Below are 13,129 nucleotides of genomic sequence, written 5' to 3'. Positions count from 1 at the left end.
GCTCTGTTCGTTCCGCGATTAACCGAAAAACTTCTGGCCCTTGGCGGCCATTTCACGAAGCTTCGCGGTCGGGTGGTACAGCGCGCCCAGTTCGGCGTACTTGTCGGCCAGGGCAACGAATTCGGCTACACCGACGGAGTCGATGTAACGCAGTGCACCACCACGGAAGGGCGGGAAGCCGATGCCGTAGATCAGGCCCATGTCGGCCTCAGCTGCGGTCTCGACGATGCCGTCTTCCAGGCAACGAACGGTTTCCAGGCACAGCGGGATCATCATGAAGTTGATGATGTCTTCGTCGGTCAGCTCGCGCTGCTCAACGACGATGGACTTCAGCAGCTCGTAGGCTTCCGGATCGGAAACTTTCTTCGGCTTGCCGCGCTTGTCGGTCTCGTAGGCGTAGAAGCCCTTGCCGTTCTTCTGGCCCAGGCGATTGGCTTCGTACATCACGTCGACGGCGGTCTTGCCTTCCACGGCCATGCGGTCCGGGAAGCCTTCGGCCATGACGTCACGGCCGTGGTGGCCGGTGTCGATGCCGACTACGTCGGAGAGGTAGGCCGGACCCATGGGCCAGCCGAATTTCTCCATGATCTTGTCGATGCGCACGAAGTCGACGCCGAAGCCCAGCAGCTTGGAGAAGCCGCCGAAGTACGGGAACAGCACGCGGTTGACCAGGAAGCCGGGGCAGTCGTTGACCACGATCGGGTTCTTGCCCATTTTCTTGGCGTAGGCAACGGTGGTGGCCACGGCCACTTCGCTGGACTTCTCGCCACGGATGACTTCGACTAGGGGCATCATGTGCACCGGGTTGAAGAAGTGCATGCCGACGAAGTTCTCGGGACGCTTCAGCGCCTTGGCCAGCAGGCTGATGGAGATGGTGGAGGTGTTGGAGGCCAGGATGGCGTCCTCACGAACCACGCCTTCCACTTCGGCCAGCACGATCTGCTTGACCTTGGGGTTCTCGACCACGGCTTCGACGACGATGTCGACAGCGCCGAAATCACCGTAGGACATGGTCGGGCGAATGGCGGTCAGGGCCTCAGCCATCTTGGCCGGGGTCATGCGGCCTTTCTCGACGCGCTTGCCGAGCAGCTTGGAGGCCTCGTTCAGGCCCATCTGGATACCCTCTTCACGGATATCCTTCATCAGGATCGGAGTGCCTTTGGAAGCCGACTGGTAGGCGATACCGCCACCCATGATGCCAGCGCCGAGTACGGCAGCCAGTTTCACGTCGCGAGCGACTTCGTCGTACTGCTTGGCTTTCTTCTTCAGTTCCTGGTCATTCAGGAACAGGCCGATCAGGCTTGCCGCGACCGGGGTCTTGGCCAGCTTGACGAAGCCGGCGGCCTCGACTTCAAGCGCTTTGTCACGACCGAAGTTGGCGGCTTTCTGGATGGTCTTGATGGCTTCGACCGGAGCCGGGTAGTTCGGGCCGGCCTGGCCAGCCACGAAACCCTTGGCGGTTTCGAAGGCCATCATCTGCTCGATGGCGTTGAGCTTGATCTTTTCCAGCTTGGGCTGACGCTTGGCCTTGAAGTCCAGCTCGCCGGAGATGGCGCGCTTGACCAGATCCAGAGCGGCTTCCTGGAGTTTCGCAGGAGCGACAACGGCATCGACGGCACCCACTTTCAGGGCGTCGGCAGCCTTGTTTTCCTTGCCGGAGGCGATCCACTCGATGGCATTGTCGGTGCCGATCACACGCGGCAGACGCACGGTGCCGCCGAAGCCCGGGTAGATACCCAGCTTGACTTCCGGCAGGCCGATCTTGGCGGTCTCGCTCATGACGCGGTAGTCACCGGCCAGGCACATTTCCAGGCCGCCACCGAGGGCGATGCCATTGATGGCGACCACGGTCGGAACCTGCAGGTCTTCGAAATCGCTGAAGATCTTGTTGGCTTCGAGGTTGCCTGCCACCAGCTCTTCATCGGGCAACTTGAAGTTGTCGACGAATTCGGTGATGTCCGCACCGACGATGAACACGTCCTTGCCACTGCTGACGATAACGCCCTTGACCGACGCATCGGCCTTGATGGCATCAACCGACTGACGCAGTTCATTCAGGGTTAGACGGTTGAATTTGTTGACGGACTCACCCTTGAGGTCGAACTTCAGTTCGACGATGCCGCCCTCAAGAGCCTTAACCGTGATGGCTTTACCTTCGTAAATCATCAACTGATCTCCACGGTATGGAAGCTGAACAGTACACATCGGAGCCAACCGGCGAACCGGCTCGAGGCATTGCCGTCGAGCTTAGTCCGATTCGGTCCGGCACACCCACCGACGCGATATCGGGTAGTTATTGGACGTTGTCTGTAAGGCAAACGCTCAATTCATACGCCCGTTTGATTTGGGTGCGCACACATTCACGGAAAAGTCCGCTGTTGTCAATTGTGCTTCGTGACCGTACGGCCACGCTCAATCCGCTCTGCCACCAGCCTTTGCGCAGGCCCGGGGCCCCTCTGGAAAGCAACATGCGGGATGGTTATGACAAGCCATCAAGCGGGCGACGGGAGGCTCAATAACGTGACCTGCAGCACGCTAGCCAAACGCCAGCGCAGCAGGTTAGAGTCGCCCGATACGGCCGGGACAGGCCGAATAACAAAAACAACTAGATGAAGCCCCTAGAGGCACACGGAGTAGCGACATGACGAGCCGTACGCTTGCCATTCTGCTGGGCACCCTGCTCACCCTTTCCACCTTCGCAATTCCCGCTCAAGCCGCCGACCCCGCAACAAGCCTGCTCAAGCTGCACCAGATGCGCCTCGCCGCGCAGAAGAGCCTGGGCGACTTCTATATGTACAACGGCATGGAAGGCGATCAGCGCTATGCGCGGATGATCGACGAGTCCGTCCAGCAGGCCGATGCGCGCCTGAAGGAACTGACCGAGATGCCCGGCGACGGCTCCAAGGCCCTCAGCGCCCAACTCAACCAGCAATGGAAGGATTACTCTGGCGAGCTGACCAATCTCGTCGTGGCGCTCAAGACCAAGGGCTTCACCGACCTTCAGCCCATCGCCGACATGACCGCGCGCAACCAGAAGCTGCTGGCCCTGGCCAAGGAGCTGTACGGAAAGATCCAGCAGGAAAGCGGCGTCAACGCCCCCCCGCTGACCCAGCAAAGCCGCGAGCAAAGCCTGCTGATGCAGACCATCGCCGTCGACTACGCCTCGCGTAGCGCCTCGGTCGGCGCCTCCTTCTTCGGCGGCGGCGAAGGCAAGCCCATCGACGAACTGGCACGCGATTTCGCCGGCCAGCTCAACGCCCTGGAGCAGCAGCCGAAGAACACCCCGGAGATCAAGCAGGCCCTGACCAGCATCGGCACCAAGTGGCGCTACATCGAGAAATCGCTGCAGAACTACAACGAGAACAGCGTGCCCTTCCTGATCAACAAGTACTCCGACAGCATCATCGACGGGCTCGAAGGCGTCTCCGCCCAATACGCCGCCACGCAGCTCTGAAGCGCCCCGCCGTCACCCGGGCCCACTGCGCGGCCCGGCTCACCTCCAGCTCACACCACCGCGCGCAGCACCTCGGCGATGCGCTGCAGGTCCTCGGGCGTGCCTCGCTCGCCCCAGCACAGTGCGATCATCTGCGCATTCGCCTCGATCTTGTAGACATCCGCCGGCAACCCCTGGAATCGTGCCAGCATGGCCGGGTCTTCCAAAGGCTCGCGCCACTGGTTCTGCCACTGCCCAGGCGCAACCTGCCAATAGCACCAGGCACCGGGCGCTCCGCGGGGGCGGGGACGATGGTACTGGGCACAGGAATGAGGCGGCTCCACCGGCAGCCAGTGCGGCCACTCCTGGCGCGACAGCTGCATGGACAACCCCATGCGCCGCGCCTCCATGCGCAGCTCCATGCGGCCGCGCTGCCCTTTGGATGGCAGCAACCAGACCAGGGGGCTGAGCACGGCGAGTAGGAGAAATACCACCAACCAGAGGGTCATAACGTCATCCCATGATGAAAATCATGCCGCCAGGCACCCATGGCGGCCATACTGAGTTCAAGCGCAAACCTTAAGGAGGAGTCACCCATGCCCTATAAGCACATTCTGGTCGCCGTCGATCTCACCGATGAATGCCACCCGGTGGTGCGCCGCGCCCAGGCCCTCGCCCAGGCGACTCAGGCCAGGCTGTCGCTGGTCCATATCGTCGAACCCATGGCCATGGCCTTCGGTGGCGATGTGCCCATGGACCTCTCGATGCTCCAGCAACAACAGTTCGAACAGGCCCGCGAACGCCTGGACGGCTTTGCCGGCCTCTACCCTGAACTGCTCGCCGAGCAGCGCCACCTGGCCTACGGCCAGCCCCGCCAGGAAATCCACCGCCTCGCCGAAGAACAGGGCTGCGACCTGATCGTCGTCGGCAGCCACGGCCGCCACGGCCTCGCCCTGCTCCTGGGCTCCACCGCCAACGACGTGCTCCACGGCGCGCCCTGCGACGTGATTGCCGTACGCCTGAAGAAAACCGACTGAACCAGCAGCCGGCGGAGGCTTCAGAAGAAGCCTTCGTCGGCGCTCATCACCAGCGGGCGGATCTTCTGCAGCTGGGTTTCCAGCGAGTAGGTCATGCTCGAGGCCATGGAGAAGAAGGTCAGGAAGGCCTTCAGGTTCGAATCGCCATCGCACACATCGTGAATGCGCTGCCAGAACGCCTGGTTGACCAGCTGCAGTTGCTGGAACAGACGCACAAGCCCCTTCAGCTCCCAATCCGCATGCCGCCCTTCACGGAAGTTGAAGTACTGCCGCGATAGATACAGGGACACGGCGCGCAGGATGAACTCCTGGTTGCTGGCGAACGGCAGGTGCTGATGGGCCATCGGCTTGAGCCGGCCCAGCACCGGGCAGGCGCTGGTCGCCATGATCACGCCCAGCAGGGCACGCAGCCCCTCTTCCAGCCCCACCTGCTTGGTGTATTCACGCTCCGGCGTGCGCACCAGGAACACCGCCTTCTTGAAGGCCGGCAGCCCGTGAAAGTCCTCGATCACCCGGTGCAGGTCGACCGCTGCCGGGCAATGGCTGAACTTGTCCTTCGACAGCGGGCAGTTGCTGCACTGCTGGAACTCCAGGCGCGTCCACTTCGGCGCGGCGAGCGCGCGCTCCTCGTCGTACTGCCGATCCAGCTCGATGCGATAGCTGAACTCGTGTTCGTCATCCAGGGTGATGCGGTACTCGACAGCCATGGGCTCTCCAGCTCGGTGATTCTTCAGTCGTCCAGTTCGGCCCAGCGCTCCAGCAGGCGATCCAGCTCCTGCTGCTGCTTCTCGAAGCGCTCCAGTACCGTGCGGGTCTGCTCCGCAGGCCGCTGGTAGAACGCCGGGTCGGAAATTTCCTGCTGTACCGCTGCCATCTCCGCTTCCAGGGTCTCGATCTGGCCGGGAAGCGCTTCCAGCTCACGCTGCAATTTGTAGCTGAGTTTCTTCTTCGGCGCCTCGGCCTCGCTCACTGAAGGGGCGGCGGCCACCGGAGCCGGTGCGACGGTGGCGGTGGGCTCGGCCTTGCCGGACTTGGTCTCGCCCACACCCAGCAGGCGCGGCGAACCACCCTGGCGCAGCCAGTCCTGGTAGCCACCGACGTACTCACGCACGCGGCCTTCACCTTCGAACACCAGGGTGCTGGTCACCACGTTGTCGAGGAAGGCCCGGTCGTGGCTGACCATCAGTACGGTGCCCGGGAAGTTCAGCAGCACCTCTTCCAGCAGTTCGAGGGTTTCCACATCCAGGTCGTTGGTCGGTTCGTCCAGCACCAGCAGGTTGGCCGGCTTGCTGAACAGCTTGGCCAGCAGCAAGCGCGCACGCTCACCGCCCGACAGAGCCTTGACCGGTGTACGCGCACGCTGCGGGCTGAACAGGAAGTCGCCCAGGTAGCTCAGCACATGGCGGTTCTGGCCATCGATGGAGATGAAATCGCGGCCTTCGGAAATGTTGTCGATCACCGTCTTCTCGGGCTCGAGCTGGTGACGCAACTGATCGAAATAGGCCACTTCCAGCTTGGTGCCCACCTCGATCGTGCCGCTGGTCGGCTCCAGGTCGCCCAGCAGCAGCTTGAGCAGGGTGGTCTTGCCGGTGCCGTTGGCGCCCAGCAGGCCGATACGGTCGGAACGCTGCAGCACCAGGGAGAAATCGCGGATCAGCGGCGCGCCGCCCGGATGGGCGAAGCCCACGTTCTCGGCGACCATCACCTGCTTGCCGGACTTGTCGGCGGTCTCCAGCTGGATATTGGCCTTGCCCTGACGCTCGCGGCGCTCGGCACGCTCGCTGCGCATCGCCTTCAGCGCACGTACACGCCCTTCGTTACGGGTACGACGGGCCTTGATGCCCTGGCGGATCCACACTTCCTCCTGGGCCAGGCGCTTGTCGAACAGCGCGTTGGCGGTCTCTTCCGCCGCCAGTTGCTGCTCCTTGTGCACCAGGAAGCTGGCGTAGTCGCCGTTCCAATCGATCAGGTGGCCGCGATCCAGTTCGAGGATGCGCGTCGCCAGGTTCTGCAGGAAGGAACGGTCGTGGGTGATGAACAGCACGGCGCCGCCAAAGCCCATCAGCGCCTCTTCCAGCCAGGCGATGGCGCCGATATCCAGGTGGTTGGTGGGCTCGTCCAGCAGCAGCAGGTCGGGCTCGGAAACCAGCGCCTGGGCCAGCAGCACGCGGCGACGCCAGCCACCGGATAGCTCGGCCAGGGTCTTGTCGGCCGGCAGTTGCAGGCGGCTCAGGGTGCTGTCCACCAGTTGCTGCAGGCGCCAGCCATCCTTCGCCTCAAGCTCCTGCTGCACGTGCATCAGCTTGTTCAGGTCTTCGTCGTTATGAATGTTCTGGCTGAGGTGGTGGTACTCGGCCAGCAGCGCGCCGACGCCGGCCAGCCCCTCGGCGACCACATCGAACACGGTGCGATCGTCGGCACGCGGCAGTTCCTGCGGCAGCTCGCCGATCTTCAGGCCAGGGGCGCGCCAGATCTCGCCGTCATCGCCATGCTGGTCGCCCTTCACCAGGCGCAGCATGCTCGACTTGCCGGTGCCGTTGCGGCCGATGATGCACACCCGCTCGCCACGGGCTATCTGCCATGACACCTTGTCCAGCAACGGCATGGCGCCATAGGCAAGGGATACATCGCTGAACTTGAGCAGGGTCATGGGCGCCTCCGAAAACAGGGGGCGCATTCTACCCGGTTTGCGCCTTGGCATATCCGCCATTTTTTCATCATGTTTCCTCCACAGCATCCGATTTCACCCGGGGCAGGGCAACAGGCTAAGCTACGCAGATCCGGTGGCGGCCAGGCCGTTGCCCCATACGATTTATCTACCCGGAAGTGTCATGCGCGGTCGTCTGCTCAGCCTGTTCTCCTGCCTGCTTCTCACCACCGTCACCCTCGATGCAGCCCAAGCGGTCCCCCTTGCCCAGCAACGTCAGATGTACGACGAGGCCAAGCGCGCCCTGGCCAAGGGTGACAGCGGCCCCTACAAGCGTTACGCCAATGCCCTGGCCGACTACCCGCTGGAGCCCTACCTGGCCTACGACGAGCTGACCGCCCGCCTGAAGTGGGCCAGCAACGACGAGATCGAGAAATTCCTCGCCGAGCATGGCGACCTGCCCCAGGCCAACTGGATGAAGCTGCGCTGGTTGCGCTGGCTGGCCGAGCGCGGCGAATGGAAGACCTTCGTCAATTACTACGACCCGAAGATGAACTTCACCGAGCTGGACTGCCTCTACGGCCAGTACCAGATCAAGAACGGCCCCAAGGCCGAAGGCTACAAGAGCGCCGAGAAACTCTGGCTGGTGGGCAAGTCCCAGCCCGAGGCCTGTGACGTGCTCTTCGACCTGTGGCGTGCCGAAGGCCAGATGACCGAGCAGATGCGCTGGCGCCGCGCCAAGCTCGCCGCCGAGGCGCGCAACTATGGCCTCGCCAGCTTCCTGGTGAAGGGCCTGCCAACGCTTCAGACCCAGGGCAAGCTGCTGCTGGATGTCGCGCAGAACCCGCAGATGCTCAGCCAGACCGCCCGCTTCGCCCCGGCCGACAAGGCCATGGGCGATGTGGTCGGCCTCGGCCTGCGCCGCCTGGCCCGCCAGGACCCGGAAAAGGCCATGGCCCTGCTGGATGGCTACGCCGCGCGGATGAAGTTCTCCAGCAGCGAGAAGGTCGCCATCGCCCGCGAGATCGGCCTCACCCTGGCCAAGCGCTACGACCCTCGCGCCCTCAAGCTCATGACACAGTACGACCCCAAGCTGCGCGACAACACCGTCAGCGAATGGCGCGCGCGCCTGCTGCTGCGCCTGGGCCAGTGGGACGACGCCTACAAGCTGACCAAGCAGATGCCCGCCGAGCTGGCCAATACCAACCGCTGGCGCTACTGGCAGGCCCGCTCCCTGCAACTGGCCCAGCCGCAGAGCGCCGAAGCCGCCCGCCTCTACCAGCCCCTGGCAAAGGAGCGTGACTTCTACGGCTTCCTCGCCGCCGACCGTATCCAGACGCCCTACCAGCTCAACAACAAGCCGCTGGCCCTGGACCCGCGCCTGGTGCAGAAGGTGCGCAATACTGCCGGTATCCGCCGTGCCCTGGAGTTCCACGATCGCGGCCAGATCGTCGACGGTCGCCGCGAGTGGTACTACGTCAGCCGCCTGTTCAGCCGTGACGAAATGGTCGCCCAGGCCAAACTCGCCTACGACATGCAGTGGTACTTCCCGGCCATCCGCACCATCAGCCAGGCCCAGTACTGGGACGACCTGGACATCCGCTTCCCCATGGCCCACCGCGGTGCCCTGACCCAGCAGGCACGCCTGCGTGGCCTGCACTCCAGCTGGGTGTTCGCCATCACCCGCCAGGAAAGTGCCTTCATGGCCGACGCCCGCTCCGGCGTCGGTGCCATGGGCCTGATGCAACTGATGCCCGGCACCGCCAAGGAGACCGCGCGCAAGTTCGGCATCCCCCTCGCCTCACCGCAACAGGCGCTCAATCCGGACGTCAACATCCAGCTCGGCGCCGCCTACCTCAGCCAGGTGCACGGCCAGTTCAACGGCAACCGCGTGCTCGCCTCCGCCGCCTACAACGCCGGCCCCGGCCGCGTACGCCAATGGCTCAAGGGTGCCAACCACCTGGCCTTCGACGTCTGGGTGGAAAGCATCCCCTTCGACGAGACCCGCCAGTACGTACAGAACGTGCTGTCCTACTCCGTGATCTACGGGCAGAAGCTCAACGCCCCGCAGCCCCTGGTGGACTGGCACGAGCGCTTCTTCGACGACCAGTGATCGAAGCCGAAACGCAAAACGGGCGCCCATGGGGCGCCCGTTTCGTTTGTGCAGCCGTTGCAGCGCGGAGTCTTACTCCAGGACTTCCACTTCCATGCCCTCTTCCAGCGTGCCGGTGCTGCGGTTGATCAGGTTCTGCCCGAAGTACAGCTCGCCTTCGCGCTCGCGGTAGGTCTTGAGGGTGGTGAGGGGCTCGCGGTCAGGACTGCGCTCGCCGGTGGCAGGGTCGATGGTGGTGAGGATGCAACGGGTGCAGCCTTTGGCCACGCTGAACTCGACACCGCCGATGCGGATGCGCTTCCACTCGTCCTCGGCGAAGGGCACGCTGCCCTCCACCACCAGGTTGGGGCGGAAGCGCAGCATCTCCAGTGGGCGACCAACACGGCTGGACAGGTCATCCAGCGAGGCCTGGCCGATCAGCAGCAGCGGGAAGCCATCGGCGAAACCGACCTTCTCCTCGGGCAGCAGGCTGCCAGGGATGTCCCGTGCCCGCTCGTTGGGCACATGCACCAGGCGGCACGGCTTGCCGATGAACTCGCTGAGCCAGGCAGCAGCCTCGTCGCCGGCGTCAGGCACAAGCATCGAGTCCTTCCAGATGAAGGTGCCGCGCAGGTCGCTGTTCGGGTCAGGCAGGGCCACATCCAGGCTGGGGCGGCCAGCGGTGTTCAGGGTCAGGCCACCGGAGGCGTTCCACAGCGCGCTCAGCTGCGACATCTGCGGCAGCGCGCGCTGGGTGAGGAAACGGCCATTGCTCGCGTCCACCAGCATCCAGCGTCGATCACCGGCCAGGCCGATGCCATCGAGTTCGGCACGCTGCAGGCGTTCGCCGATCGCGGATTTCATGGGGAAACGATAGAGAGCGGAGAGACGCAACATGGGCCGGCTTCCTTGGACGGTCAGCGAAAGCCCACTTATACGGAATCGTGGGCCGGGGCCTCAACCCCGGCACCACGAAAAGATCACTCGTCCTTCTTCAGGCGGTCCGCCACCACGTCCACCAGCTTGTCGGGCTGGAACTTGGAGAGGAAGTTGTCGCAACCGACCTTCTTCACCATGGCGTCGTTGAAGCTGCCGGACAGCGAGGTGTGCATCACCACGTAGAGCTCACGCAGGCGTGGGTCGTTGCGAATCTCGGTGGTCAGGCGGTAGCCGTCCATCTCCGGCATTTCGGCGTCGGTGAAGATCATCAGCAGCTTGTCGGTCATCACCTCGCCGGTGTCGGCCCACTTCTTCAGCAGGTTCAGAGCCTTGAGGCCGTCGCTGACCGAGTGGGTGCGGATACCCAGCTGCGAGAGGGTTTCGCGCAGCTGGGTCAGCGCGACATTGGAGTCGTCCACCAGCAGCACTTCGCGGCCTCGGGCCTTCTCCAGCAGCGGGTTGCTCAAGCGCTCCTCGGACACCCGGGTGCTCATGGGCACGATTTCGGCAAGCACCTTCTCGACGTCGATGATCTCGACGATCTGGTCTTCCACCTTGGTGATCGCCGTCAGGTAATGCTGGCGACCGGCACCACCGGGCGGCGGCTGGATGGATTCCCAGTTGAGGTTGAGGATGCGGTCCACGCCCCCCACCAGGAACGCCTGCACCGAGCGGTTGTACTCGGTGACGATGATGGTGCTGCGCTCATCCGGCACCAGCGCGCGCATGCCGATGGCGCGGGACAGGTCGATCACCGGCAGGGTCTGGCCGCGCAGGTTGACCACGCCGCAGACGAAGGGGTGGCGCTGGGGGATCAGGGTCAGCTTCGGCAGCTGCAGGACTTCCTGCACCTTGAACACGTTGATGGCGAACAGCTGGCGGCCGGCCAGGCGGAACATGAGGATTTCCAGGCGGTTCTCGCCCACCAGTTGGGTACGTTGATCGACTGTGTCGAGAATACCGGCCATTGCATGCTCCTGTTGGATGTTCGAGCCAGACTGCGGCTGCAGTTGCTTATCGGCAGAAGGCCTTGGAACTGTAGCCATCATGGCTTGGCGCCATCATGCACCACGGGGCGCAACGGCACCAGAAGCCACTCATCCCTCACTGCCTTGCAGCAACGGGGAACCGTCCGGCAGATGTAAGCGTAGTGCGTTGCGGCGCGCATTGAAGCGAACCTTGCTGCATTCCATGGGTTCTCCGTCGAGATTCATGTCCAACCCCTCGGGTGCCTCCACCTCCACCCACGGCAACCGCGCACTCACCGACACCGCCTCCACCCCGCCGATACCCCCCGAAAGCAGCGTACCCAGGGTGCCGACCACATCCTGCGGGGCCGGCACGATGCAGAGCTCCAGCAGCCCGTCATCGACCTTGGCGCGTGGGCACAGCACATGCCCACCGCCCGCCTGGCAGCCGTTGCCGATGCCCACGGCGAGGAACTCGCCCTCCCACTCGAAATCCGGCCCCTTGAAGTGACCGAAGGCCGAATGCACCTCGGAGAAGCGCGTCAGTCCGGTGAGGAAATAGGCCGCACCGCCCAGCACCTTCTTCAGGTCTTCGGAGGTGTTGGCAGTGATCTTCGAACCGAAGCCGCCGGTGGCCATGTTGAGGAACAGCCGCCCGTCGGCCTCCCCCAGGTCGATGGGCCGCGGCGGCACATCCAGCAGCGCCAGGGCCTCGCCGGGCAGCAGCGGCACCCCGGCGGCCCGGGCGAAGTCATTGGCGGTGCCCAGGGGCAACAGCGCCAGGCTGGCGTCCTGGTCCGCCAGCGCCATGGCTTCGGCGACATCACGCAGGGTGCCATCGCCGCCCCCGGCGATGAGCGTGCGATACCCGGCGGCCAGGGCCTCTTCGACGATGCGCCCGGCATCACCGCCCTCCCAGGTCACCCGCACCGCCAGTTCCCAACCCGCCTCCCGGCGCGCCTCGACGGCCGCTCGCACGTCCTCGTTCAATGCCTGCTTGCCGTGCAGGATCAGCAATGCCTTGCGCTCGCTCATGGGCCACTCCATCCAGGGTGAGTCGGCCGAGTATAGGCCTCGACCGTAAGAACAAGATGAGACAAGCGTCGGATGCGGATTACACACCTATCTAATATGTCGATTTGTTTGTTGAATAATTTACGCTTTTTGTCGATAAGAACTTGATGAAAAATGGCCTCCAACACGCCGCAGAGCCCAACCCACTGCGAGCACTGAGGAGATTCCCATGATCGAAGTACGCCCTTTCAACCAGCTCGGCGGCGCCCACCACGGCTGGCTCAACGCCCGTCACCACTTCTCCTTCGCCGAGTACCACGATCCGGCACGGATGAACTGGGGCCAACTGCGGGTCTGGAACGATGACGAGATCGCTGCCGACAGCGGTTTCCCGCCGCACCCCCACCGCGACATGGAGATCATCACCTACGTCCGTGAAGGCGCGATCACCCACCAGGACAACCTGGGCAACAAGGGCCGCACCGAAGCCGGCGATGTGCAGGTGATGAGCGCGGGTACCGGCATCACCCACAGCGAGTACAACCTCGAGGGCGAGACCACCCGGATCTTCCAGATCTGGATCATGCCCACCGAGTTCGGCGCCGCGCCCTCCTGGGGTGCCAAGCCCTTCCCGAAAGGTGAGCGCGCCGGCAGCTTCGTGACCCTGGCCAGCGGCATAGACGAAGGCAGCGACGCCCTGCACATCCGCGCCAACGCCCGGCTGGTGGCCGCCACGCTGACCGCTGGGCAGACGGCGGAATACCGCCTGGAGAACGGCCGCAAGGCCTACCTGGTGGCCGCCAAGGGTCGCTACGAGGTCAACGGCGTAGCCGCCGAAGCCCGCGATGGCGTGGCGGTGCGCGATGTCGAGGTGCTGAGCTTCACCGCCAGTGAAGACACCGAGATCGTGCTGGTGGACGTCGCCTGATCCAGGCCGTAACGAAAACGCCCCCGGAGTTCTACTCCGGGGGCGTTTTTCATTGCCTGCGTGGCAGGCGC

The 13,129-nt window shown here is 64.0% G+C and carries 11 protein-coding genes; 4 read left to right on the top strand and 7 right to left on the bottom strand.

What is annotated here, in order from left to right; all coding sequences use genetic code 11:
- Nucleotides 1-18: 18 nt before the first annotated feature.
- Nucleotides 19-2,166 carry a fatty acid oxidation complex subunit alpha FadB gene (gene fadB, locus PSm6_RS19360; RefSeq protein WP_021219542.1) on the bottom strand — a complete coding sequence of 716 codons (2,148 nt, stop codon included), beginning with the start codon at nt 2,164-2,166 and terminating at the stop codon, nt 19-21.
- 475 nt (nt 2,167-2,641) lie between these two features.
- Between fadB and PSm6_RS19355 the strand changes: the two genes are divergently transcribed.
- Complete coding sequence (locus tag PSm6_RS19355) at nt 2,642-3,454, top strand: hypothetical protein (RefSeq protein ID WP_265167992.1); 813 nt, start codon at nt 2,642-2,644, stop codon at nt 3,452-3,454.
- Nucleotides 3,455-3,504: 50 nt separating this feature from the next.
- Here PSm6_RS19355 and PSm6_RS19350 read toward each other — a convergent pair whose 3' ends face one another.
- Nucleotides 3,505-3,942 carry a hypothetical protein gene (locus PSm6_RS19350; RefSeq protein ID WP_021219544.1) on the bottom strand — a complete coding sequence of 146 codons (438 nt, stop codon included), beginning with the start codon at nt 3,940-3,942 and terminating at the stop codon, nt 3,505-3,507.
- Nucleotides 3,943-4,029: 87 nt separating this feature from the next.
- On the opposite strand from PSm6_RS19350, the gene PSm6_RS19345 reads away from it, so the two are divergent.
- Nucleotides 4,030-4,470 (top strand): universal stress protein, encoded by a 441-nt coding sequence (locus tag PSm6_RS19345; RefSeq protein ID WP_021219545.1) that lies wholly within the window; start codon nt 4,030-4,032, stop codon nt 4,468-4,470.
- A gap of 20 nt (nt 4,471-4,490) precedes the next feature.
- Here the strand turns inward: PSm6_RS19345 and PSm6_RS19340 are convergent, their stop codons facing one another.
- Nucleotides 4,491-5,177: a DUF6901 family protein gene (locus PSm6_RS19340; protein WP_021219546.1), complete on the bottom strand. Its 687-nt coding sequence runs from the start codon at nt 5,175-5,177 to the stop codon at nt 4,491-4,493.
- Nucleotides 5,178-5,200: 23 nt separating this feature from the next.
- Nucleotides 5,201-7,120: an ATP-binding cassette domain-containing protein gene (locus PSm6_RS19335; protein WP_021219547.1), complete on the bottom strand. Its 1,920-nt coding sequence runs from the start codon at nt 7,118-7,120 to the stop codon at nt 5,201-5,203.
- A gap of 181 nt (nt 7,121-7,301) precedes the next feature.
- Here PSm6_RS19335 and PSm6_RS19330 point away from each other — a divergent pair, with 181 nt between their 5' ends.
- Nucleotides 7,302-9,230 (top strand): transglycosylase SLT domain-containing protein, encoded by a 1,929-nt coding sequence (locus PSm6_RS19330; RefSeq protein WP_265167990.1) that lies wholly within the window; start codon nt 7,302-7,304, stop codon nt 9,228-9,230.
- Nucleotides 9,231-9,302: 72 nt separating this feature from the next.
- Here PSm6_RS19330 and PSm6_RS19325 read toward each other — a convergent pair whose 3' ends face one another.
- The 3 genes from PSm6_RS19325 to yegS all read right to left on the bottom strand — a co-directional run bounded on the left by PSm6_RS19325 (nt 9,303) and on the right by yegS (nt 12,151).
- Nucleotides 9,303-10,106: an MOSC domain-containing protein gene (locus PSm6_RS19325; protein WP_265167989.1), complete on the bottom strand. Its 804-nt coding sequence runs from the start codon at nt 10,104-10,106 to the stop codon at nt 9,303-9,305.
- Between the two features lie 83 nt (nt 10,107-10,189).
- Entirely contained in the window at nt 10,190-11,116 is a 927-nt protein-coding gene (locus PSm6_RS19320; protein WP_021219550.1) for a chemotaxis protein CheV, read from the bottom strand.
- A 129-nt stretch (nt 11,117-11,245) separates the two neighbouring features.
- Nucleotides 11,246-12,151, bottom strand: a complete 906-nt coding sequence (yegS, locus tag PSm6_RS19315) for a lipid kinase YegS (protein WP_043243908.1) — start codon at nt 12,149-12,151, stop codon at nt 11,246-11,248.
- A 208-nt stretch (nt 12,152-12,359) separates the two neighbouring features.
- Between yegS and PSm6_RS19310 the strand changes: the two genes are divergently transcribed.
- Nucleotides 12,360-13,058, top strand: a complete 699-nt coding sequence (locus PSm6_RS19310; RefSeq protein ID WP_265167988.1) for a pirin family protein — start codon at nt 12,360-12,362, stop codon at nt 13,056-13,058.
- The last annotated feature ends 71 nt before the right edge of the window (nt 13,059-13,129 follow it).

The sequence above is a fragment of the Pseudomonas solani genome, assembly GCF_026072635.1.
GTDB classification, from domain to species: domain Bacteria; phylum Pseudomonadota; class Gammaproteobacteria; order Pseudomonadales; family Pseudomonadaceae; genus Metapseudomonas; species Metapseudomonas solani.
The sequence above is the reverse complement of the archived record's forward strand: the minus strand, read 5'-3'. Positions and strand labels throughout refer to the sequence as shown.